This is a genomic window from Pseudonocardia sp., from assembly GCF_025465255.1.
In the GTDB taxonomy this organism is placed as follows: Bacteria; Actinomycetota; Actinomycetes; order Mycobacteriales; family Pseudonocardiaceae; genus Pseudonocardia.
In genome coordinates this window covers 1-22977 of the sequence record NZ_JAODNI010000088.1, presented here as the reverse complement: position 1 = coordinate 22977, position 22977 = coordinate 1, and the positions used below count along the sequence as shown (strand labels likewise).

Below are 22977 nucleotides of genomic sequence, written 5' to 3'. Positions count from 1 at the left end.
AATGCTTGGCTCTAGGCGTCTCCGTGTTCGGTACACGGTCGCACACCTCGGATCTTCCCCTTGGCTACGAGAGGACTGTGATGGCGCACGAGCATGCCGAGGTGGTGGTCGTAGGCGGAGGGATTGTCGGGGCCTTCGTCGCTGAGCGACTCGCGCGCGCCGGTACGGACGTGATCGTGGTCGATCCGACGCCGGGAGGCGGCGCCTCATTCGGCAACGCCGGGATGCTCGTCCCGAGCTACTGCATGCCGATGGCGAACCCGGCCGTTCTGGCGGATGGATTGCGGGCGCTTGTCGGTGGGGATTCGACGATCGCGCTCGGTCGCCCGGTCACGCGGGCGACCCTGGGCTGGTTGGGCAGGTTCGGGCTGGCGTCACGGCCCGGCAGGGCACGTCGCGACGCCGGCGCGCTTGCGGCTCTTGCATCCGGTGCGGTCGACGCGTACGCGGAGTTGGCCGACACCGAAGGGATCGATATCGGGCTGCGCCGATCAGGCTGGCTCTACGTATGCGGGCGACCGGGTGCCTTGTCCTCCCAGATGCGCGCCGCGCGGCAGCTGGTTGACCTCGGGATACGACACGAGGTCCTACGGGGTGCGGAGCTGCACGAACGTGAGCCCGGTCTGGCCGGCGGCATCGCTGGTGGCGTCCTGTACCCGGACGACGCTTCTCTGGATCCTGCGGCCGCAACCCAGGCCGTCCTCTCCTCCGCCGTCCGACATGGCGCGACGTTTCATCGTCACGCAATCCTCGACGTCGAGTCGGCAGGGCGCGGGATTGTCCGGGCCGTTCGGACCGCCGCCGCCACCATCACCGCACGCGCCTTTGTCCTGGCCGCCGGCGCCGACAGCCGGAGAGCCGGTCGTTTGTTCGGCCTGCGGCTACCGGTCGAGGCCGGCGTCGGCTGGAGCCTGACCCTGCCCATGCCGAACGGCCTAGTCGGGCAAGCATTGATAGGAGCGGACGACCACATCGTCGTCAGCCCGGGCGCCACCACGGTCCGCGTGACCGGAGGGATGCGGATCGGTGGGCGAGCAGATGCGGCCGCGGACCTGATGGCGGTCCAAAACCTGCGGACCGCGGCGGAGCGGCTCCTGCCGCCGCTGCGAGACCTTCCGGCCGGCACTGCATGGCGCGGTGCACGGCCCCTGACCCCGAGCGGGCTGCCGATCATCGGCTCGCTCGGTCGCAATCTCGTCGTGGCCACCGGCCACGGCACCCTCGGGATGACCCTCGCCCCGGCCACGAGCCGGGCCGTGGCGTCACTCCTGACGCACGGCACGGCCCCGTTTCCATCGCGTCCGAGATCCGGAGACCCGTCATGACCCCGACCATCACCCCCGCCGCGACAGGCAGGCGGGCACCCGCCGTCGCCACCTTGCTCGTGCTCACCGCAGCGCTGTTCGCGTACTCCACACTGGAGACGATGCTGTCGCCGGCTCTGCCGATGATCCAGGAGGCGGTCGGGGCATCCACTCCGGCCATCGCGTGGGTGTTCACCGGGCTTCTCCTGGCCGGTGCGGTCTCCACCCCGATCATCGGCCGGCTCGCCGATGTACGCGACAAGCGCCCGGTGCTGCTCGGAGTGCTTGCCGTCGTCGCGGCGGGCACTCTGGTTGCGGCGCTGGCCACGAGCGTGGCGATGCTGACGGTGGGCCAGATCCTGCAGGGTGTCGGCCTCGGCCTGGTCCCCCTCTCCGTCGGGATCATCCGCGACACCCAGTCGGCCGAGCGCATCAAGTCCGGCAACGGACTGATCGTCGGCACGGCCGCGTCGAGCACAGCGGTCGGCCTGCTGATCGCGGGGCCCCTGCTCTCGGTGTTGCCCTACACATGGCTCTACTGGATCCCGTTCATGGTCATCGTCGCCGCACTGGTCACCGCCTGGTTCGTCGTGCCGTCCTGCCCGCCGGCCCGTCAGGGCCGCGTCGACTGGGTGGGAGCGATCCTGCTCGCCGCCGGGCTCGGCATGGTGCTCGTCGGAATCACCCGCTCGTCGCGCATCGGCTGGACCTCACCGCTGGTGCTCGGTCTCATCCTGGGCGGGCTGGTCGTCCTTGCGGTCTTCGTGGCTGTGGAGCTGCGGGCTGCGGAACCGCTCGTGGACCTGCGCCTGCTCAGCCAGCGAGCGGTCCTGCTGACCTGCGCGGTGTCCTTCGTCGTCGGCTTCGGCACCTTCGCGGTGTTCGTGCTGGTACCCATGCTGGTCGAACTGCCCGTCGAGACGGGCTACGGGCTCGGCGGCTCCGCGATCGCTACCGGCCTCTACCTCGTCCCGCTCGGGATCGTGGGCACGCTCGTCGCCCCGCTCACCGGCGCGCTCGAGCGCCTCGTCGGCGTGCGAGGGGTGATGCTCGTCGGTACAAGCGCCATGGTCGCCGCCGTCCTGGTGCTCCTGGGCGCCAACACGCAGCCCTGGCTCATCCTCCTGTCGACCGCGCTCGCGGGGCTCACGGTCGGATTCGGTCTCACCCAGGCGATGAACATCGTCGTCGCCACGGTGCCGGAGGAACGCACAGCCAGCGTCAGCGGCCTCGCGTTCGTGGTCAAGAGCGTCGGCGGCACCCTCGGCGCCCAGATCGGCGCCGCATTGCTGGCCGGCGCCACCGTGCCGGAGACCGAACTCCCCGCCTGGGACGGGTTCCGCGCGGCGTTCATCGTGGCCGCCGTCATCAGCGTCCTGGCCGTCCTGCTCAGCGCCGCGCTTCCCTCCCGCCTCACCCGTATCCCCGTCCCGTCGACCATGGGAGCGTGATCGTGGCCCGCGCCATCACCCGTACCTCCGTTCTTCAGGACATCGACCTGGCCGGCGTCCTCGACCAGGCCGCCGTCGGTCACCTCGTGGCCGGAGCAGCGGTGTGCCTACTGGAGGGCGACACGAGCACCACTGCGACGACGGGCGTACTCGACCTCCGCGACAATGTTCCTATCACAGACCAAACCCTGTTTCCCCTGGGATCGGTCACCAAGACCCTCACGGCAGTGATCGTCTGCCAGCTTGTTGCAGAAGGCCGGATCGGGCTCGACGAGCCCGTCGTCCGGCATCTGCCCGAGCTCGCGGCGCTCGGCGAGTCCAGCGAGGCGATCTCGGCACGGATGCTGCTGTCCCACACCGCCGGTATTGCCGATGCGTGGGAATGGTTCCCCTCCTTCGCGGCGCTCCTGGACGCGAGCCGTCGGGCCGGTCCAGTCGGCGACCCGGGGGAGCTGTTCTCCTACTCGAACACCGGATACGTCGTACTCGGCCAGCTAGTCGAGCGCCTCACGGGCACCAGCTGGGAGGCAGCGGTTCGAAGCCGTGTGCTCACGGCGGTGGGCACCGCGAGCGCGACGTTCACCCCGCCGCAGCCGCTCCCCGGCACCGCAGCAACCGGCCACGTGTCGAACGGCGCCGGCCACCTGGTTGCAGGAGACCTGTGGCCACCGACCGGGCGGCTTTTCGGCCCGGCCGGCGCGACGATGTATGCGACCGCGGCCGACACCGCAAGCCTCGTCCTCGCCTGTGCCACCGGCAGAGTGCGCGGCGGCGCCGAGCTGCTTCCGGCGGAGTTGCACCAGGAGATGCTCACCGAGCAGATAGCCCTCCCCGGATTGCCACTGCACTTCCGGGGCTGGAGCCTGGGTTGGGGCGTTCCAGCACACGGCTCACCGCACGCGGTGCAACACATCGGTGGGACTTCGGCACTGGTTCACGCCGATCCGGACCGGGGTCTCGTGCTCGCCGTCCTGACCAACTTCCCGGAGGGATGGGCGTTCGGCCGCAACGTCGTCCGCGCTGTGCTCGGGTTGCCTGAGGACCCACCGCCGGTGAGCCACGCAGACGTCGACCCCACGCGGTACACCGGGCAGTACCAGTCCCCGGCCTTCGGCATCGATGTTCATTCCGTCGAAGGACAGCTACGAGTCACAAACCCGCTCGGCGGCGCCGACGTCGATCTGCACCACCAGCGCGGCGACGCGTTCTGGGCGGACTTTGGCGATCTGGTCACCGAAGTGACCTTCTTCGACGTCAACGATGGGAAGGCCCAGCGGATGCACGCCGCGCTGCGGATGCTGCAACGTGCCGACGACTGACATACCGCTCGTCGCCGACGCTCACAACGACTTGCTGATGCTGGTCGCGCGGCGCCCCCGAGACCGCTGGAGCACCTACTTCCGTGAGCACTGGTATCCGCAGCTCCGAGACGGGGGCGTCAAGCTGCAGGTCCTACCGGTGTTCGTCGACGAGGAGTTCCGGCCCGAGGGCGCGCTGCGCGAGAGCCTGCGCATGGTCGAAGCGGCCCACCGCATCGCCGAGGCAAACGCCGACATCGTCGCGCTGTGCTGCAACGGCCCGGAAATCGCCGCTGCCATTGCCTCCGGGCGTATCGCACTGGTCCTGGCCCTGGAGGGTTGCCCACAGATCGACACCGACATCGAACTGCTCGAAACATTCGTCCGGCTGGGCATCCGTATCGTGTCCTTCACCCACTTCGGGCGGTCAGCCCTCGGCGACGGGTCGGCGGAGAACGGAACCGGAGGCCGACTCACCCGAGCCGGCGTGGATGCGCTGCACCTGCTCGAAGACCTCAACGTGCTCATCGACGTGTCCCACCTCGGACGGGCCGGAGTCGGGCACGTCCTTGAGCTGGCCACCCGACCACTGATCGCCACCCATTCGGCAGCTCACAGAGTCCACCCCCACCACCGCAATCTCACCGACGACGAGCTCGTGGGAATCGCCGCAACTGGTGGAGCCGTCTGCCTCAACCTGTACGCCGGCTACCTCACCTCCGAACAACCCGCACTGCATCACGTCGCCGATCATCTCGACCACCTGATCCAGACGGTTGGTCCGGACCATGTCGGTATCGGCAGTGACTTCGTCGCGGAGCTGTTCGCCGAGAAGGTGCCCGCATGCGACCGCCCGTTGGTCATCGAAGGAACCGACGCCGAGGCCCTAGTTCCCGGACTGGAGGGGCCAGCCGGGCTCCCGCTGATCCGACGGATATTGCTCGAACGAGACCACTCCCACTCTGTCGTGCGCTCAATCCTCGGGGACAATCTCGTGCAGCTCTTCACCAAGACACTTTCATATCCGACCGCAGCCAATCGACATCGCTGTGTCAATCCTCGCCACTACGGCCGTTAAAGAGAAAAACCCGGGATTCGTGCGAACCTTGACGCATGGATGTGACCGACCGCGACCTAGCGCGAATCCCTGCGGGGAACCTGCGTGTTTCCACGCAGGAGTTCGGTGCAGTGTGGGCTGCAGCGGAGTTCCGCGCGTCTGCGTAAGCAGCACGTGGTGTCACATCGACGCGGTGGCCCAACGCGGCATCCCCCGGAGACGCGGGAGACGTACGGAAACGGCGTACGCAAGGTCGTATACCGCGCCCCGGACGGCAACGAGGTCGACGTCGGCGGCGCCCCGATCAGCTCCCACTAACCCGATAAACGGCAGAGCACATGCGGGCGTTGGCCGCTCCCGCTACCCCCGCGCATCCCGCACGGCACCGGTTCCGTCCGCCGCCCGGTCCGTCGCCGCGAGCGAGCCCAGCAGTGCGAGCGACCTGGCGCTGTCCGAGCCCGGCTCCGCGTGGTAGATCACCAGCAGCTGGCCGCCCGAGTCGCCGAGCGGCAGCTTCTCGCGGCGCAACTCCAGCATCCCGACCTCCGGATGGCACATCCGCGTCGACGCACCCGCGAGCGCCCGGACGTCGTGCCGGGCCCAGAGCCGCCGGAACGGCTCGCTGGCCAGTGACAGCTCACCGATGAGCTGGGCGATCCGCGGGTCGTCCACGTCCGTGCCGATCGAGGTGCGGAAGGAGGCGACCATCCCGCCGATCGCCTGCTCCCAGTCCGGGTGCAGATCCCGCTCGCCCTCGTCGAGGAACATCGACCACAGGCGGTTCTCCCCCGGCCGGATGCTGGGTGACAGGGCGGTGGCGAGCGCATTCGCGGCGAGCACGTCGAACATCGGGCTCTCGACGAACGCCGGCAGCCCCACGGCGTCGAGCAACTGCCGGATCCCGGTCGGCACGGTCTCGCGCCGCGGCCGCCTCGGCGACCCCGTCCGCGGCGCGGTGAGGCTCAGCAGGTACTGCGTCGCGGCCGCGTCCAACCCGAAGACCCGGGCGAGCGACTCCAGCACCTGCCGGGACGGGTTGCGGTCGCGCCCCTGCTCCAGGCGCAGGTAGTAGTCGGCGCTGATTCCTGCGAGGGTCGCAACCTCCTCGCGGCGCAGCCCCGGCGTTCGCCGGACGCCGGTGACGCGCAGCCCCGCGTCCGCGGGGTCCACGAGCTCGCGACGCGCCCGCAAGTATTCCCCCAGCGCATTCGGACCGCTCACGAGCCCACTGTACGGAGGTCGTGGACGCCGATCCTGGTCCCGCCACCCCCAGGATCAGCGGGGCACTGCCGGCGCCGCGGCGCGGAGGGCACCGTGGACGGTGCTCGTCCGGACATGCCCGCGAGCAGGAAGGCACCATGACATCCCAGGATCTCCCCGGCGGCAGCTACCGCGTCGCCGATCTCGAGCTCACCCGCGTCGGCTACGGCGCGATGCAGCTCGCCGGCCCCGGCGTCTTCGGCCCGCCGAAGGACGGCGACGCCGCGATCACCGTCCTGCGGACGGCGGTCGCGCTCGGCATCACCCACGTCGACACCGCAGACTTCTACGGTCCGCACGTCACGAACGAGATCATCCGCGAGGCGCTCGCCCCGTACCCGGACGACCTGCACATCGTCACGAAGGTCGGGGCGCGCAGAGACGAGGTCGGCGGGTGGCCGCACGCCCGTACTCCCGCCGAGCTGCGGACGCAGGTCCACGACAACCTCCGCACCCTCGGGCTCGATGTGCTCGACGTCGTCAACCTGCGCGTCGGCGGTGGCGATGACAACCACTCCCCGGTGCCGGGCTCGCTCGCCGAACCCTTCGGCGCGCTCGCCGACATGCAGCGGGAAGGCCTGATCAGGCACCTCGGGGTCAGCACGGTCGACGCGGAACAGCTGGCCGAGGCGCAGTCCATCGCCCCGGTCGTCTGCGTGCAGAACTTCTACAACATCGCCCACCGGGGCGACGACGCCCTGATCGACTCCCTGGCCGTGCAGGGCATCGCCTACGTGCCCTACTTCCCGCTCGGCGGGTTCTCCCCGCTGCAGTCGCACACGCTCGACGCGGTCGCCGGCCGCCTCGGCGCCACCCCGATGGCCGTTGCGCTCGCCTGGCTGCTGCAGCGGTCGCCGAACGTCCTGCTCATCCCCGGCACGTCGTCGCCGGTGCACCTGCGGCAGAACGTCGAGGGGGCCGGTCTGGAGCTGCCCGCCGACGCGCTCGCCGAGCTCTACGGGATCGGCGGGTGAGCAGGCGCCTCACGACGTGAGCAGCGCCGCTCGGAGCACCCGCACCTTCCAACAGCGCCCTGCGAGCCATGCTCGACGACCTGCTTCGACCCGCTTTCCCACCGCCAGCGCCACGCTCCTCACCCGAGGCCTGACGGTGCCGGCCGAACGCCGTCGAAGCCGCTCTTCAGCATTATGACAGTCGGCAGCGGGCCCCGATCGGTCCTACCTAGGCCTTGCCTCTCGCACGCGGTCGATCCAGGGCAGTAGGAACGACCACACGAGCACGGTGCCGCTGCCGAGCATGAGTACGAGGGCAAGCGGGACATGAAGGTACAAGGTGGCATCGTCGCCCAGCGCGGCCTGAACGATGGTGCCGACGAACACGACCGCGGCCAGCACTGTCGGCCACAGCGGCCCCCGGGTGGTCCGCCACAACAGAAACGCCGCGATCGCGGTCAAGGCGGTGAACACGTGCAATACGACGGCACCTCCCTGGTGGTACTCCAGCGCTGTCGGATGCCGCGTGATCAGCTCGCCGGCGGTGGCGCCCTGCCAGACGATCGTGAGTACGGACAGCACCGCGGTGGACTGCAGCACGCGCAACAACGTGCCTGTCGACCCGGCCGGTCTGCTCGGCGGCCCGACGCTGCTCCGGCTCATGGCTACCTCCATGTTGGTTCTGACTTCAGTCGCTCGACGCCTTCCTCGACATTGCAACCTAGTCGATGACGCCGTGTTGGTGCCATTGAACCTTGCCCGATTTGTCATCGTTTGCTCCCGGCGCCCCGCGCAGGTCCGCTTCCCTTGCCGTTGGTGTTTTTATTAGACGGACAAGCACCTGGCAGGGCCGAGGGGCAGCAATTCGTCAATTTCGGTTCCGGCACCGTATTCATTAGCCGCTCTCCACCTCGGCGGGCAAACCGGCGGCTCATCGTGCCGACCGTGGCCCCGCGGCCGCCGAGGTCAGTGAGGTAGCCGGTGAGGGAGGCCGCGTAAACCGGCAGCCCCGCCCCGACCCAGTCGGATGCACCGGCACCCGCGGCCGCCTCAGCACGGGAGCGGCCACCCGGCCAGAGCTACGGTTTGCGACGTCACGGCGTGGCCGGGCCCAAATTTCGAGGGTCGCTTTCGAATCGCGCACTTCCCTGGTCCTGGCTGTAGAGGCCATCGTGCCAGCGATCTTGGGCTAGATCAGTGCATGTTCTCCGGTGCCGCCGTTGGGGCGCAAGTCGTGCTCTCGACCGTCGTATGCCGGCCCACGTCGAGATCTATCGGACCTGCCTAGTGCAGCCGAATGGTCAAATCTGGTCCAGATCGCCCTCTCAAGCGTGCATTAGCTTGATCGTAGGTGGATTCTGGCTCCCCCTCGGTCGGCCGTACATCGCGCAGAGTCCGTGGGGCGAGGGACGTCCGCTCGCATGTGAGTGAGGCGGTAGGCAGTACGGATGCCGGGCAGCGGTTGCTCGGCCTACGCGGCCGGCGCACCGCCGAGGAGAAGGGCTCGGGGTGGGTGTCGGAAGGCGAGATCGACGACGACCGGCACGAGGCCGATCGGGGCGTCGGCTGGACGAGTCGGCGGGGTTCCGAGCACGGGGCCGACCGCTCGACGAAGAAGGGGGCTGTTGTGAGCTTTGCGGACAAGGTCAGGAACAAGGCACAGGAGTTGCGCGGCCGTATCAAGCGGAACACCGGCGAGGTCACCGGAGACAGGCGCCTCCAGGCCGAGGGCAGGGCCGATGAAGTGAAGAGCAACGTGAAACAGGCCGGCGAGAAGGTCAAGGACCTATTCCGGGGGCGGGGTACTCGCCACCGCAATCACTAGGCCCGGACTCTTGATCACCCTGCCGGGGACTGCCGGCGGGCCGATCGTTCGCGGTTACCGACGGGCGTGTGCGGTTCAGCGGCATCGCGTCCCAGGTGGGGCGCCGTCGCGGTGGGCACATCGGCAGCAGCGGCCCCATCCGCTCCCACAACGAGTCCGGACAAGATCCTCGACCAGGAGTCAGCAGGATGCCCAGACCCAGTTCCTGTCCAAAGCAGACACGCCGACTTCATTGTGGAACCAGCTCTTGCACCAGTGCCCCGCCGCGATCAGTCGGCGCACCCGGGTGCGCCGCGCTGAGCGCCGACGAGGCGCTACGCCCCGCGTACACCGGCGCGGTGCAGGTGCGGCGGAGCTGCGTCGTCTATCCCGGGCGGGTCACCACGATGCCGTCATCGTCGCTCCAGAGGTACTGCCCGGGCACGAAGGTCGTGCCGCCGAAGGTGACGGGGACGTCGATCTCGCCGGCGCCACGTGCGGCCCCTCTCCGAGGGTTCGTGCCCAGGGCTTTGATCCCCAGATCGATATCGGCCAGCGCGCGGGCGTCTCGCACGGCGCCAGCGATGACGATCCCGGCCCATTCGTTCCGCGCGGCGCGGTCGGCGAGTTGGTCGCCGACAAGGGCGCAGTGCAACGACGCTCCGCCGTCGACGACGAGCACCGCACCGCCGCCCGGCTCGGCCACGAGTTGCCGAAGCAGCGCGATGTCCTCGTGGCAGCGGAGGGTACGGATCAGCCCTTCGAACTCGGCACGGCCACCGTACTGTCGTAGCTGCAGATCGCAGCTGTCGACGCCCTCACCGCCCTCGTCCATGTGATCGGCGGTACCCCTGTCCACGTGCGCCTCCCCCGTCGAAGAATGTCGTCCGGGGCCGGCCGCGCGGTCCGCTTCCCAGATCGTGCGCCACCTGCCCGTCCCCGTGCCCCTTGAGCGATCTAGACGATCGCGTCGTTGCGTAGTCGCTCGATGGCGGCTGCGTCGTACCCCAGGTCGGTGAGCACCTCGTCGGTGTGTTCACCGAGTTCGGGTCCGCTCCACCGAACCCCGCCGGGCGTGTCCGACAGGCGCGGGGCGACGTTCTGCATGGCGAACTCGTCGCCCTGGCTGTTGTGGGCCCGCACAATGGCGTTGCGGGCGATGAAGTGCTCGTCGGCGAACATGTCTTCGGCCCGGTAGACGCGGCCGGCGGGGACCCCGCCCTCGTGTAGCAGCTCCAGAAGCTCGGTGGCGTCGTATCTGGCCGACCATCGGGCGATGAGGCCGTCGAGCTCCTGCTGGCGTTCACCGCGCGCGTGGTGGGTGGCGTAGCGCTCGTCGGTCGCGAGTTCGGGCTGCCCCATGACCTCGGCAAGGCGGCGGAAGACGGTGTCCTGGTTGGCGGCGATGAGGATGCTGCTGCCGTCGGCGGTGGGATAGACGTTGCTGGGCGCGATCTTGGGCAAGACCGCTCCGGTGCGTTCGCGCTGGTATCGGATGGCGTCCCACTCGGTCAGCGAGGCCTCCATCATGGCGAGCACCGCCTCGTAGATCGCCGAGTCGACGATCTGGCCGCGGCCGGTCGTCTGACGGGAGTTGAGCGCGGCGAGGGCCCCGAGGGCAGCGTAGGTGCCGGCAAGGGAGTCGCCGATGCTGATACCGGCGCGCGACGGGGGCCGGTCGGGCTCGCCGGTGAGGTAGCGCAGACCGCCCATCGCCTCACCGATCGAGCCGTAGCCGGCGCGGGGGGCATAGGGGCCGGTCTGCCCGAATCCGGTGACCCGGACGATGATCAGACCGGGATTGGTCTCCCAGAGGCTTTCGGGGGACAGGTTCCAGCGTTCCAGGGTCCCGGGCCGGAAGTTTTCGATGAGGATGTCGGCCTGGTCAAGGAGCCGCCGGGCGATCTCCTGGCCGGATTCAACGCGCAGGTTGAGTGTGAGCGACCTCTTGTTGCGGGCGATCACCGGCCAGGTGAGTGAGGCGCCGTCGGCATTGGCCTGTCCCCACAGGCGCATGGGGTCACCGGCGCCGGGGGCCTCGACCTTGACGACGTCCGCGCCCAGGTCGCCGAGAAGCTGGCCGCAGAAGGGCCCAGCGATCAGCTGGCCCATCTCGACCACGCGGATGCCGGTCAGCGCACCCGCAGGGGACTCGGGGGACATCAGGTTTCTCCTTCGGGGTCCGCCGCACCGCCGGAGTTCACGAGGACGGTGCGGGCGGCGATGATGTGGGATTGCATGACCGCCCCGGCCCATTCCGGGGCGCCGGCGCGCATGGCGGCGACCAGTTCACGGTGGTGGCCCATGCTGCGGGCGAGCGCGTCGGGGCTGTAGCGCACGAAGGTGCGCATGACGAGCGGCACCTGCACCACGGTGGCGAGCATCGTGGCCAGTCGCGGGCTGTCAGCGGCGTCCAGGATGCGGCCGTGGAAACGGGAGTTGAGCTCGCTGAGTTCCAGGAGATCAGCTTTGCTGCCGCGCTGGGCGCGGGCCTCCATCTGTTCGCACAACTCGGTGAGTGCGTCGACCTCATCGGGGCTCATGCGGGTGGCTGCGCGCTGGGCGGCATGGCTCTCGAGCATCACGCGCAGCTCGTAGATCTCGTCGAGGTCCTTGACCGACCACCGCGCGACGCGAGCGCCGCGGTTGGGCAGGAGCTCGACGAGCCCTTGCGAGGAGAGCGTTCGCAGTGCCTCGCGGACCGGGGTGCGGCTCACCCCGAGCTGCGCTGCGAGCTCGACCTCCTGGATCCGGGCACCGGGTTCCAGATCGCCTTCCAGGATGAACTGGCGTAGCCGCGTCACGGTCTGTTCGGTCGCGGCTGCCACGTGTCTCCTCGGTCGAGCTCTCGTCTGCGTCGGTGCCCCGTTCGTAAGGGTGGGGCAACACAGTTGGTCTGCCGGATTCCTGGTACTCGGCCCTCTTGTCCTGGGCCGGGCGCTGCGCTCAGGCGGTGGTCGCGGCTTCGAGTGCGCGCAGCCCGGCCTGGGCGACGGCCATGTCCTGGCTGTAGTGGCCTCCGCTCACGCCGATGCCCCCGATGACCGCGCCGTCGATCGTGAGGGGGTACCCGCCGCCGAAGACGACCAGGCGGTCGATGCCGGTCGGGGCGCCGACGCGCAGGGGCTCGTCGCCCTTGATGAAGTCGAACCAGCCGTCGGTGGGCATTGCGAAGCCAGCCGCGGTGTAGGCCTTGTCCTGGGCGACCTGCACCGAGAGCAGCGGAGCGCCATCCATCCGGGCGAATGCCTTCTGGACGCCGGACTCGTCGACGACGGACACGACGAACGCACCGCCATCCTCGAACGCCTTGGCGACCGCCCGGTTCACGATCTCCTGGGCCAGCTCCAGGGTGATCGAGGGGCGGTTGTAGGTGTTGGCCATAGGTCTGGATCTCCTCGACATCGCGGTGTGTGACTTGGACCTCGGTTGGTCAGATGTATGCAAACCGTCGAAAGATGATCTGTCAAGTCGGACGGCCGCGAGGTGTGCGATGTATGCAGTCGGGCGACCTCTCGATCGATCGCACCGGAAGCATCTTGGGAGCAGTATTGCCCTTCTGAAGTGCATGATCGGCCGATCCGGGTCCCGGGACGCGAGGCCTGCATCCCGGGCGAGCCCCTACCGATTGCGCACACAGAGGCCGTTCCACCAAGCTCTACCCCTCAGGAGGGTGGCAGTTGACACGGCACCGGACGGCCTGTTGCATACACATGATCGCGTCGCCGAGGCCGCGTGTAGTGCGAGTCCCATCGGCAGGCGCGTCCACAGAGGACATCAGGCACCGAGGATTCGAGGCGAAGATGGGCAAGCTGGACGGCAAGAACGTCGTGATCACCGGCGCCGCCGGCGGCATGGGGCAGACCGCCTCCCGCATGTTCTGCGGCGAGGGCGCGCGCGTGCTCGGCGCGGACCTCAACGGCGCGGCCGGCAAGGAGCTGGAAGCCACGCTGAAGGGCGAGGGCCTCGACTTCCGCTTCGCCGAGGTCGACGTGACCTCGGCCGCGAGTATCTCCGCGTTGGCGGAGACCGCGAAGGCCGAGTTCGGTGCGGTCGACGTGCTCTACAACAACGCCGGGATCATCATGGGCAAGCCGATCCTGGAGACCAGCGAGGAGGAGTGGGCCTTCGTCGAGAGGATCAACTCCAAGAGCATCTTCCTCGCCACGAAGGCCTTCGTCCCGCTGATGAGCGGGCGGAAGGGCTCGATCATCAACGTGTCCTCCATCGGGGGCGTCGTCGCGTTCGAGAACATGGGTGCCTACGGCGCGGCGAAGGCCGCGGCGGCGCACTTCTCCCGGGTCGCGGCCGTCGAGTTCGCGCCGGACATCCGGGTCAACGCGATCTGCCCCGGCGTCGTCGACACCTCGATGCCGCGCAACTTCACCAAGGAGATGTCCAACCGCGACGAAATCTTCGAGACCTGGAACCACGAGCACCTCACCGGCCGGCTCGGCCGGCCGGAGGAGGTCGTCTCGCTGGCACTGTGGCTGGCCAGTGACGAGGCCGGGTTCATGACCGGCGCGGTCATCAACGTCGACGGCGGTTACTCCACCCGCTGAGGTGTGCCCGCGGCCGCGCCGCGACCGGCCCGGCGCCGTGCGGCCGCGCCCAGCACCGTCCGCATCCGAGCAGTCCCTTGTAGAGCACAACCGCGCCGTCGCCGACGCATCGTCCGTGAGGAGCCCCATGAGCCGCATCGCCGCAGCACTGACCGCCCTGGCGGCCGGGCAGATGGTCGTGGTCGCCGACGACAGCGACCGGGAGAACGAGGGCGACCTCGTCATGGCCGCCGACGCCATGACCGCGCAGGCCATGGCGTTCTTCCTGCGGTACGGCAGCGGGATCGTGTGCGTGGCGCTGACCGACGAGCGGGCCGACGCGCTGGGCCTGCCGTTGATGGTCGAGGACAGCACCGACCTCCATAGGACGGCGTTCACGGTGACGGTCGATCACGTCTCGGTCGGTACGGGGATCTCGGCGGTCGACCGCTGCACGACCGTCACCGCGCTCGCCCACGTCGGGACCCGCCCCGAGGAGCTACGCCGCCCGGGCCACGTCTTCCCGCTGCGGGCCCGCCGAGGTGGTGTCCTGAAGCGGCCCGGTCACACCGAGGCGGCGGTCGATCTGCTGCGCCTCGCCGGCCGCGACGACGTCGGCGTCATCACCGAGCTCGTCGATGACGACGGCGTCCCGCTGGCCGGGGACGCGATCACCGCGTTCGCCGCCCGCCACGAACTTCCCGTCCTGTCGGTCGCCGACCTGATCCGCCACCGCCGCACCACCGAGGCGCTCGTCCGGCGCAGCGGTGAGGCCACGCTGCCCACCGACGCCGGCACGTTCCGGGCCGTCGCCTACGAATCGCTGCTCGACGGGATCGAGCACCTCGCACTGGTGCACGGCGACCCGACCTCTGGCGTCGCCCGGGCCGAGGGCGCGCTCGTGCGGGTGCACAGCGAGTGCCTCACCGGCGACCTGTTCGGATCGCGGCGCTGCGACTGCGGCGCCCAGCTGGAGCAGTCACTGGAGATGATCGCCGAGGCGGGGGTCGGGGTGCTGGTCTACCTGCGCGGCCACGAGGGGCGCGGGATCGGGCTCGGGCACAAGCTGCGCGCATACGCGCTCCAGGAGCACGGCCGCGACACCGTCGACGCCAACCTCGAGCTGGGGCTGCCCGTCGACAGTCGCGAGTACGGCATCGGTGCCGCGGTCCTCGTCGACCTCGGTGTGACCCGGCTGCGGCTGATCACGAACAATCCGCACAAATACGGGGGCCTTGACGGCTTCGGCCTCGAGATCGTCGGCCGCGTCGGCTCCCCTGCCGCCATCACCCCGGACAACCTCGCCTACCTGCGCACCAAGCGGGACCGGATGGGCCACCTGCTGCACCTGCCCCCGGCCGCCACCGGCGCATCCGACGACCCGACCCGCGAAGGACAGCACATGACGAGTACCTCCGCACTCGGCTTCCGCGACTCCGCGGAGGCCTGATGACCACCCGGCAGCCCCCCCTCGTCGATGCCACATCGATGCGCGACGTGCTCGGACACTTCTGCTCCGGCGTCACGGTGATCACGGCGATGGGCCCGGACGGACCGGTCGGCTTCACCTGCCAATCCTTCTCGTCGCTGTCCCTGGACCCGCCGCTGGTGAGCTTCGCCCCAGCCCGTACCTCGAGCAGCTGGCCCAAGGTCCGCGAGGCACGCCGCTTCTGCGTCAACGTGCTCGCCGACGACCAGAACGACCTGTCGAACGCATTCGCCCGGTCCGGCACCGACAAGTTCGCCGGAGTCCAGTGGCGTCCGAGCCTGCAGGGCGCTCCGGTCCTCGGCGGGGTCGTGGCCTGGATCGACTGTGAGCTGTGGGCCGAGTACGACGGCGGCGACCACACCATGGTCGCCGCGTCGGTGGTCGACCTCGCTGCGGACACGGCTCGAACCCCGCTGCTGTTCCACCGCGGCGCCTACGGGCTGCAGAGCGCCCTCCGCGTGGAAGAGACGTCATGACTCCGGCGTCCGTGCCGGGCGTCGGGGCCGGCCCCTGCGCCTGTCGGGACCGTGCCGTCGCCCTGAAGCCGCAGGCCTGATCCACCGCTCTCGCACGACAACCAATTCGTCCGCACAACCGATATCCGAGGAGCACCCGTGACCAGCGCAGCCGAAAGACTGGGCCTCGTCCCCGCCACCCAGCGCCCGGAGAACCAGCGCAAGCCGCTGGTCGACGGACGCACCACACACCCGATCTTCAACGACCAGCCGCTCAAGCTCGGCCTGTTCGGCTCCAACTGCTCCTACGGGCTGACCATCAGCCACGCCGAAACCACCTACGAGGCGACGTGGGAGCACACCCTCAAGGTCGCGCAGAAGGCGGACCGGCTCGGCTTCGAGGCCCTCGTCCCGGTCGCCCGCTGGCGCGGTTTCGGCAGCACCACCAACTTCAACGGCACCTGCTTCGAGACCTACACCTGGGCGACCGGGCTGGCCGCCCTCACCGAGAACATCGGCATCTTCGCCACCTCCCACCTCCCGACGATTCACCCGATCGTCGCCGCCAAGATGGCGGCCACAGCCGACCACGTCTCCCGCGGCCGCTTCGGGCTCAACCTGGTCATGGGCTGGTTCACCCCCGAGATGGAGATGTTCGGTGCCTCCCAGCGCGAGCACGACCAGCGCTACGTCTACGGCCAGCAGTGGCTCGACTTCGTCACCAAGCTGTGGACCGAGGAGGGCTCCTTCGACTTCGTCACCGAGGACTTCAACAGCCTCGACGTGGAGTCGTACCCCAAGCCCTACCAGGCCCCCCGCCCAGCGTTGATCAACGCGGGGAACTCGAAGTCGGGCATCGACTTCTCGGCCCGCAACGTCGACGTCAACTTCGCGGCGATGGACACCGTCGAGACGATGAACGGCTACACCTCGCAGCTCAAGGCCAAGGCGCGGGAGGACTACCAGCGCGAGATCCAGACCATGACCTACGGCCTCATCGTCTGCCGGGACACCGAGGACGAGGCCAAGCGGGACTTCCAGCACATCGTCGACATGGGCGACCGGGACTGTGCGAACAACGTCATGAAGGTCCTCGGGATGCAGAGCGAGTCCTTTGCCTCCCAGATCGAGACCTATCAGGAACGCTTCATCGCCGGCTGGGGCGGCTACCCGATCGTCGGCACCCCGGAGCAGGTCGCCGAGGAGATGCTGCGCATCCACGAGACCGGCGGCATGGACGGGATGATCATGGGAATGCTCGACTACCACGAGGAGATGGACTACTTCGGCGACAACGTCATGCCGCTGCTCAAGCAGGCCGGCCTGCGCCACTGAGTGCATCCGACAGCACGCACCCGACGGGCGACGACGGCCACGGCTGGTCTCCGTCGCCCGTCGGGCGATGCCCGGGCATGCAGCCGGGTAACGCCGTCGACCCCATCAGCGGAGGAGGCCCCATGGCCGTAGCGATCTGTGAAGTAGGGCCCCGCGACGGGTTGCAGAACGAACCCGACGTGCTCGCCCCCGACATCCGCGCCGAACTCGCGAACCGGATGGCCCGCACCGGGGTGCCCCGGGTCGAAGCAGCGAGCTTCGTCAATCCCAAGCGAGTGCCGCAGATGGCCGGCGCCGAGGAAGTCCTCGCCGCTGTCGCCCCCCGCGAGGGTCTGACGCGGGCCGCGCTCGTGCTCAACGACCGCGGCTACGAGCGGCTGCGCACGACCTCCTGCGAGGAGGTCCATGTCGCGTTCTGCGTGACCGAGACCTTCAACCAGCGCAACCAGGGCCGCTCGGTGCAGGAGTCCCTGCAACAAACCCGCAACATCATCACCGCTGCCCACGCGGACGGCCGCCGCGCCACCGTGACCCTGGCTGCGTCCTTCGGGTGCCCCTTCGAAGGACACGTCGACCCCGCGCACGTGCTCGGGCTCGCCGAGCAGCTCACCGACGCCGACGAGATCATCTTCGCCGACACCGTCGGGGTCGGCGTCCCGGGCCAGGTCAAAAGGCTGCTCACCGGCGCGGACCACCTCGACACCCCGCTCGGCCTGCACCTGCACAACACACGCAACACCGGCTACGCCAACGCCTACGCCGCCGTCGAGGCCGGCGTGGCGGTCCTCGACGCCTCCGTCGGCGGCATCGGCGGCTGCCCGTTCGCGCCCCGGGCCACCGGCAACATCGCCACCGAGGACCTTCTCTACATGCTCGACAAGGAAGGCGTGGATACCGGCGTCGACATCGACGAGGTCATCCACGTCGCCGAGTGGCTGGAGTCGATCCTCGGCCGCCGGCTCACCGGCCAGCTGTATCGCGTCGGCGCCTTTCCACCCCCATAGCTCGCTGATATAACCACCTGTCTATTGCTCAGCCTGATCCCGGAGAACCGGTGTGGAAGGCGATGGGAGCCTGCCCCTCTTTCCCGCACACCTTGATCATCAACGTGTCCGGAATTCGGCATCCCGACTGTCATTGCTGCCGGGGTCGCCACGCAGGTCATCGCCGACGGCGACAAGATCCAGGTTGACGGTACGAACGGCAAGGTCACCATCTTCGAGAAGGCCAGCGCAGTCGCCGGCGAGAAGCGCCGAACAACGTAGAGACGTCCCGAATTTCGACGCCCGGGAGCCAGCCACGTCGGTTATTGGGTTCTCCGGTGTCAAGCGGTTTCGAGCAGGACAGTGATGCCCTGCCCCACGCCGGTGCACATGGTCACCGAGCCGCCCGGGCGGGCCGGTCACACACGTCCCTTCGGTCGGCGCCGCGGGGGCGCGCGCATCGCGGTGGTCCGTGACGGCCGCCGCGGGCCGCCCCCGGGTCACCTCCTGCTCAGGAGACCTGGAATCCGGCGTAGTTGTTCGCCTTCGACTCCGCGTACTTCGCCCGGTACAGCGGGAGACCGCCCGGGTAGTTGAGCATCTGGACCGGTTTACCGGGGATGTTCGCGCCCACGTACCAGGACCTGGCATGGAGGAAGAGCGTCGGCGCGACCAACTCGGCCACGTGGTGGGTCCACTCCTCCTCGGCCTCTGGCGTCGCTTCGATGCGCCGGTGGCCGTTGCTCAGCAGGTGCTCGAGGGTCTCGACGATCATCTCGCCCTGGATCTCCGCGCAGGTCGGGCCGTTGCAGAAGCCCGAGGGGCTCTGTGGGCCGTAGACGAATAGCAGGTTCGGGAAGCCTGCGGTGGCCACGCCGAGGTGGGTGCGCACCCCGGAGGCCCACTTGTCGCGCAGCAGCGAGCCGTCGGCACCCCGGATGTCGATCGCGGTCAGCCCGCCGCTGACGGCGTCGAACCCGGTGGCGAGCACGATGATGTCGAACTCGTGCTCGACCCCGTCCGCGGTCAGGATGCCACGCTCGGTGACCGACTGGATCGGCGTGTCGTTGAGGTCGACGAGCGCCACGTTGTCCTGGTTGAACGCCTCGTAGTAGTTCTGCTCGAGCGATGGGCGCTTGACCCCGAACGGGTGCGGTGGTGTGGTCGGCGCGAGCTTCCCCCACAGCGCCGGGTCCTTGATCCGCGCGCGCACCTTGTCCCGCCAGAACGCGTAGGCGTACTCGTTGGACTTCTGGTCGAACAGCGTGTCCTGGAACACCCCGAGCCAGAAGCGGAAGCCACCCGCCTGCCATAAGCGCTCGTACCCGGCGGTGCGCTCCTCCGGGGGGAGCTCGACCGCGTTGCGGGGCTCGAAGTCGAAATCGAAGCCCGCGAACGTGTTACCGCGATACTCGAACCGCTCGGGGAGCTTGGCCTTGATGGCCGTCTGATCGGCGGGCCCGAGCTTGCGCTGCCCCATGGGGAGCGCCAGGTTCGGCGTGCGCTGGAAAAGGGTCAGCTGCGCTGCGTCGCGGGCGCCCTCCTGGACGACCTGGACGCCGCTGGCCCCGGTCCCGATGACGGCGACCCGCCTGCCGGTGAAGTCCAGCCCCTCCTGCGGCCACAGGGCTGTGTGGTGCCAGCGGCCCTCGAACGTGTCCTGGGCCAGGCCGGGAATCTGTGGGATGTAGGGCTTCGAGGCGAACCCGAGGCAGGGCACGAGGTAGGTGCAGCGAATGGTCGTGCCATCCGATGCGCGCACCACCCACTGGTTGTGGTCGCTGTGAAAATGCGCCGCCGTGACCCGGGTGTTGAACCGGACGTCCTTGCTGATGTCGAGCTTGCGGTCAAGGTAGGCGAAGTAGTCACGAACCTCGTTCCAACCGGGGTAGAGCTCCGTGTACTCCCAGTCCCTCCACAGGTCGTCCCGGGAGAACTGGTAGATCGGGCCCTCGGTGTCGACCCGGGCGCCCGGGTAGCAGTTCCAGTACCAGATCCCGCCGAGTTCCGGGCCGGCCTCCAAGACCTTCACGGAGTGACCGAGGCCGCGCAGTCGGTCGAGTTGGTAAATGCCGGCGAAACCGGCCCCGATCACAAGGACGTCGAGTTCCTCGACAACGTCGGTTGTCGTGCTCATGCTGCTCTTACTCCTTTACAACGCAGCTGGTGTGGATTGTCGGGAAGCGGACGCCGCCGACGCGTCGGCGATCAACGACGCCCCGTCCAAGCGTCATGGGGAGAGCGCGGCTCGGACCTCCGTCGCGATCTCGTCGTGCAGCCGCTTGCCTTGATCCAGGACGCCGTTCATCCAATAGAAGCCGTGAATCATGCCGTCGTAGTTGCTGTACTTGACCGGCACACCGGCCTCTCGCAGCCGGTCGGCGTAGCGCTTGCCGTCGTCACGCAAGGGGTCGAACTCGGCAGTGACGACCAGCGCGGGCGGCAGACCAGACAGATCCTCGGCGCGCAGCGGGCACGCTCGCCAGTCCGGCTCGTCGGTGGCGCCGTCCAAGTAGTGCCCCCAGAACCACCGCATCGACTCCCGCTGCAGCATGTACCCCTCGGCGTTTGCCAGCGCCGACGGTTTATCCAGGTCGCGGTCGGTGGCGGGGTAGATCAGCAGCTGGTAGGCCAGCGCCGGACCGCCCTCCTCGCGGGCCTTCAGGCACACGGCAGCGGCCAGGTTTCCGCCGGCGCTGTCGCCGCCGACGGCGATCCGGCCCGCGTCGATGTTGAGCTCGTCCGCATGCTCGGCGACCCAGCAGGTGGAGGCCCACGCGTCGTTGAACGGCACCGGGAACTTGTGCTCCGGAGCCTTCTGATAGTTCACCGCCACGACCACGCAGCCGGTGCTGTTGGCAAGGGCACGCATCGTCGGGTCGCAGATCTCGATGTTCAGGATCACCCAGCCGCTGCCGTGCAAGTACACGATCACCGGGAACGGGCCGTCGCCCTCGGGGGTGTAGATCCGGACGGGTAGATCCGCCGTCGGCCCAGGGATGAACCGATGGCTGACCGCGGCCACGGGCTGCGGCGGACCCTGCAGGTCGACGAACGCCCACGCGGCCTGGCGAGCCTCCTGGACTGTCATGTGCTCGAAGGGCGGCTGGCCGGCCTCGCGCATCTGCTCGAGCAAGGCCTGAGCCTGCGGATCCAGTGGCATCTTCGCCTCCTGCGACATGTTGTGGCGTACATCACAACGGTCGCCCGACCCTGGCGAGGAGTCAAGGATTTACGAGGCTGCGAGCCGCAGCAGCGCCACCTGACCTGCGTCCCGTTGGGGAGGGACGAGAATGGTTCGCGGCTCCAGCAAGACAGGAAGAGCCTGCTTGGCGTCCGACAGGCGTCGGCTGACGTCGTCGTGCTGAACTCACCGCTGGCGCCCTGACCGCAGGAGGGTGACTCCCCCTGGCCGACCGACCCCGGTTCGGTCCCGCGCGCAGGATCGACCCACGGCGCCTGTGGGCGTCGATGATCAGATGGTGCTGCGAGCCCGGGTAGCCTGCTTTGACACCGCATCGACCTTGAGCGAGATGAGGCGGCCGTTCTCTCGAATCGCATCTTAAGCTGTCGGTGCCCTACTTTCCGAACTCGAGTCCAAGTTCGACACCGCCTTCGATCCTGACGGAGCATCTCGGCCACGGAAGTGGATCTATCCGGTGGGACCTGGACCGGCGCGCGACCGCGGAGATCCCTCGGGGGGCCGGCCGCGTATTTCACCGACCCGGTCATCGCGGCCGATGTCGAGGAGGAGGTGGACCTGTTCGTCCTCGACAAAGCGGCCCAGGACGGAGAGGTCACGATGGGTGTATCCCCCGGTTCTGGACAGCACACGAGAAGTACGGAAGGCCCGCCAAACCGCGGATCGCGACGCTCCGGGCAGTCATGAAGCACCTCGACGCGGTATCTGGCTGAGCTGGCTCTCACTGACCGGAAGGAGTCGCTATCGGACCAAGCCGGGACGTCGCGGCGAGCTGCGTATCCGCGACGGATCGGCCGGCTGGACGCGGCCGACCGCGCATCGGTGCCGCCTTCCGTGAAGACCGTCCCGGTTCCCCGGCCCGTGGGACCGGTCGATCATGCCGAGGGGCTGCGGCCCTGTGAAGGTGGTCGACGTCGCGGACGGACCCACCGGAGGAGCGGACAGTGGACCTGACACAGGACTCGTGGAGCGGTTCGGAGGAGGGCGCGGCGGCCCTGCTCTCGACGATAATTCGGCAGCGCAGCGTCTCGGGCGACCCGGCCGGGCAGATCGCGGTGATCGAGACGGTGCTCCGTGCGGTACGGACGCTCGTCCCCGACGTCCGGTGCGAGACCGACCTCGATGGGCCACATCCCTGGGCGCTGCTGACCACCGACGCCGCCGGGCCGGCCGGACGCCTGCTGTTCGCCTGCCACGTCGACACCGTGCCGGTCGGCTCGACGGCTGACTGGAGCATCGACCCGTTCGGCGGGGAAATCGCCGACGGCCTGGTCCACGGGCGCGGGGCGTCGGACATGAAGGCCGGAGTGGTCGCATCGGCGGCCGCCCTGGTCGAGGCCTGCCGCCGGGGAGCGCCGGCCGCACTGCTGCTGACCAGCGACGAGGAGATCGGCTGCCTGGGCGCCGCGGCGGCGCGTGACGCGGGGCGCGAGCTCGCGCCCCGCGCGGTCGTGATCCCCGAGGCGACCCGCAACCGGGCGCACCTGGGGCACCGCGGGGCCCTCTGGCTCCGCGTCGTCTCCCGCGGTCGCGCGGCGCACGGCAGCACGCCCGAGCTCGGGGTGAACGCGATCGCGCGCCTGGTCGACCTCACCGTCCGGGCGCGCGCGGAGCTCCCGCTGGCCGAGGACCCCTACCTCGGCCCGGAGACGTGCAACCTCGGCACACTGCGCGGCGGCACGGCGACCAACATCGTCCCCGACCACGCCGAGGCCCACCTCGACCACCGCACCGTCGGCGACGGCAGCGAGATCCTGTCGTGGTGGCAGCGCCAGCCCGAGGCGGACGAGGTGTCCGTGGCCTCCCGGCTCCCCGCGGTGAAGACCGACGCGGACGATCCCTGGG

Annotated in this window: 21 protein-coding genes; 13 read left to right on the top strand and 8 right to left on the bottom strand. The window is 69.1% G+C overall.

Annotated features, from left to right (window positions below):
- The first annotated feature begins 80 nt into the window (after positions 1–80).
- Genes JWP64_RS09190 through JWP64_RS09175 form a run of 4 tightly spaced genes read left to right on the top strand, consistent with a single transcriptional unit; the run spans position 81 to position 5131 of the window.
- On the top strand, positions 81–1325 hold the full coding sequence (locus JWP64_RS09190; RefSeq protein WP_297494582.1) for an FAD-dependent oxidoreductase: 1245 nt from the start codon (positions 81–83) through the stop codon (positions 1323–1325).
- Positions 1322–2755 carry an MFS transporter gene (locus tag JWP64_RS09185; RefSeq protein WP_297494579.1) on the top strand — a complete coding sequence of 478 codons (1434 nt, stop codon included), beginning with the start codon at positions 1322–1324 and terminating at the stop codon, positions 2753–2755. The genes JWP64_RS09190 and JWP64_RS09185 overlap by 4 nt, the downstream gene beginning before the upstream one ends.
- Entirely contained in the window at positions 2752–4074 is a 1323-nt protein-coding gene (locus tag JWP64_RS09180; RefSeq protein WP_297494576.1) for a serine hydrolase domain-containing protein, read from the top strand. Before JWP64_RS09185 ends, JWP64_RS09180 begins: the two co-directional genes overlap by 4 nt.
- Complete coding sequence (locus tag JWP64_RS09175; protein WP_297494573.1) at positions 4061–5131, top strand: membrane dipeptidase; 1071 nt, start codon at positions 4061–4063, stop codon at positions 5129–5131. Before JWP64_RS09180 ends, JWP64_RS09175 begins: the two co-directional genes overlap by 14 nt.
- A 339-nt stretch (positions 5132–5470) precedes the next feature.
- On the opposite strand, the gene JWP64_RS09170 is transcribed toward JWP64_RS09175, so the two are convergent.
- Positions 5471–6331, bottom strand: a complete 861-nt coding sequence (locus tag JWP64_RS09170) for a helix-turn-helix transcriptional regulator (RefSeq protein WP_297494570.1) — start codon at positions 6329–6331, stop codon at positions 5471–5473.
- Between the two features lie 137 nt (positions 6332–6468).
- Here JWP64_RS09170 and JWP64_RS09165 point away from each other — a divergent pair, with 137 nt between their 5' ends.
- Entirely contained in the window at positions 6469–7344 is an 876-nt protein-coding gene (locus JWP64_RS09165) for an aldo/keto reductase family oxidoreductase (RefSeq protein WP_297494567.1), read from the top strand.
- Between the two features lie 204 nt (positions 7345–7548).
- Here JWP64_RS09165 and JWP64_RS09160 read toward each other — a convergent pair whose 3' ends face one another.
- Positions 7549–7923 (bottom strand): hypothetical protein, encoded by a 375-nt coding sequence (locus tag JWP64_RS09160; protein ID WP_297494564.1) that lies wholly within the window; start codon positions 7921–7923, stop codon positions 7549–7551.
- 823 nt (positions 7924–8746) lie between these two features.
- On the opposite strand from JWP64_RS09160, the gene JWP64_RS31460 reads away from it, so the two are divergent.
- Positions 8747–9148, top strand: a complete 402-nt coding sequence (locus tag JWP64_RS31460) for a CsbD family protein (protein WP_366889650.1) — start codon at positions 8747–8749, stop codon at positions 9146–9148.
- 364 nt (positions 9149–9512) lie between these two features.
- Here JWP64_RS31460 and rraA read toward each other — a convergent pair whose 3' ends face one another.
- The 4 genes from rraA to JWP64_RS09135 all read right to left on the bottom strand — a co-directional run bounded on the left by rraA (position 9513) and on the right by JWP64_RS09135 (position 12511).
- Positions 9513–9986, bottom strand: a complete 474-nt coding sequence (rraA, locus tag JWP64_RS09150; RefSeq protein ID WP_297494561.1) for a ribonuclease E activity regulator RraA — start codon at positions 9984–9986, stop codon at positions 9513–9515.
- A 98-nt stretch (positions 9987–10084) separates the two neighbouring features.
- Positions 10085–11290 (bottom strand): CaiB/BaiF CoA-transferase family protein, encoded by a 1206-nt coding sequence (locus JWP64_RS09145; protein ID WP_297494558.1) that lies wholly within the window; start codon positions 11288–11290, stop codon positions 10085–10087.
- Complete coding sequence (locus JWP64_RS09140; RefSeq protein ID WP_297494555.1) at positions 11290–11955, bottom strand: GntR family transcriptional regulator; 666 nt, start codon at positions 11953–11955, stop codon at positions 11290–11292. The genes JWP64_RS09145 and JWP64_RS09140 overlap by 1 nt, the downstream gene beginning before the upstream one ends.
- Before the next feature lie 118 nt (positions 11956–12073).
- A complete protein-coding gene (locus JWP64_RS09135; RefSeq protein ID WP_297494552.1) occupies positions 12074–12511 on the bottom strand; it encodes a heme-binding protein in 438 nt (145 codons plus the stop codon).
- Positions 12512–12930: 419 nt separating this feature from the next.
- On the opposite strand from JWP64_RS09135, the gene JWP64_RS09130 reads away from it, so the two are divergent.
- The 6 genes from JWP64_RS09130 (at position 12931) to JWP64_RS09105 (ending at position 18212) form a co-directional block, all read left to right on the top strand.
- Entirely contained in the window at positions 12931–13689 is a 759-nt protein-coding gene (locus JWP64_RS09130) for an SDR family oxidoreductase (protein WP_297494549.1), read from the top strand.
- A gap of 127 nt (positions 13690–13816) precedes the next feature.
- The gene (locus tag JWP64_RS09125; protein WP_297494546.1) at positions 13817–15118 is read left to right on the top strand and encodes a bifunctional 3,4-dihydroxy-2-butanone-4-phosphate synthase/GTP cyclohydrolase II; all 1302 of its coding nucleotides are present in this window, start codon (positions 13817–13819) and stop codon (positions 15116–15118) included.
- The gene (locus JWP64_RS09120; RefSeq protein ID WP_297494543.1) at positions 15118–15633 is read left to right on the top strand and encodes a flavin reductase family protein; all 516 of its coding nucleotides are present in this window, start codon (positions 15118–15120) and stop codon (positions 15631–15633) included. Before JWP64_RS09125 ends, JWP64_RS09120 begins: the two co-directional genes overlap by 1 nt.
- 138 nt (positions 15634–15771) lie before the next feature.
- Positions 15772–16947, top strand: coding sequence for an LLM class flavin-dependent oxidoreductase (locus JWP64_RS09115; protein WP_297494540.1), 1176 nt, complete (start codon positions 15772–15774; stop codon positions 16945–16947).
- Between the two features lie 122 nt (positions 16948–17069).
- Complete coding sequence (locus JWP64_RS09110; RefSeq protein WP_297494537.1) at positions 17070–17951, top strand: hydroxymethylglutaryl-CoA lyase; 882 nt, start codon at positions 17070–17072, stop codon at positions 17949–17951.
- A 120-nt stretch (positions 17952–18071) separates the two neighbouring features.
- A complete protein-coding gene (locus JWP64_RS09105) occupies positions 18072–18212 on the top strand; it encodes a hypothetical protein (RefSeq protein WP_297494630.1) in 141 nt (46 codons plus the stop codon).
- 229 nt (positions 18213–18441) lie between these two features.
- On the opposite strand, the gene JWP64_RS09100 is transcribed toward JWP64_RS09105, so the two are convergent.
- Both JWP64_RS09100 and JWP64_RS09095 read right to left on the bottom strand, forming a co-directional pair.
- Positions 18442–20067, bottom strand: coding sequence for an NAD(P)/FAD-dependent oxidoreductase (locus JWP64_RS09100; protein WP_297494535.1), 1626 nt, complete (start codon positions 20065–20067; stop codon positions 18442–18444).
- Between the two features lie 93 nt (positions 20068–20160).
- Positions 20161–21093 (bottom strand): alpha/beta hydrolase, encoded by a 933-nt coding sequence (locus tag JWP64_RS09095; protein ID WP_297494532.1) that lies wholly within the window; start codon positions 21091–21093, stop codon positions 20161–20163.
- 983 nt (positions 21094–22076) lie between these two features.
- On the opposite strand from JWP64_RS09095, the gene JWP64_RS09090 reads away from it, so the two are divergent.
- The coding region (locus JWP64_RS09090; RefSeq protein WP_297494529.1) for a M20/M25/M40 family metallo-hydrolase at positions 22077–22977 on the top strand (901 nt) is incomplete at its 3' end.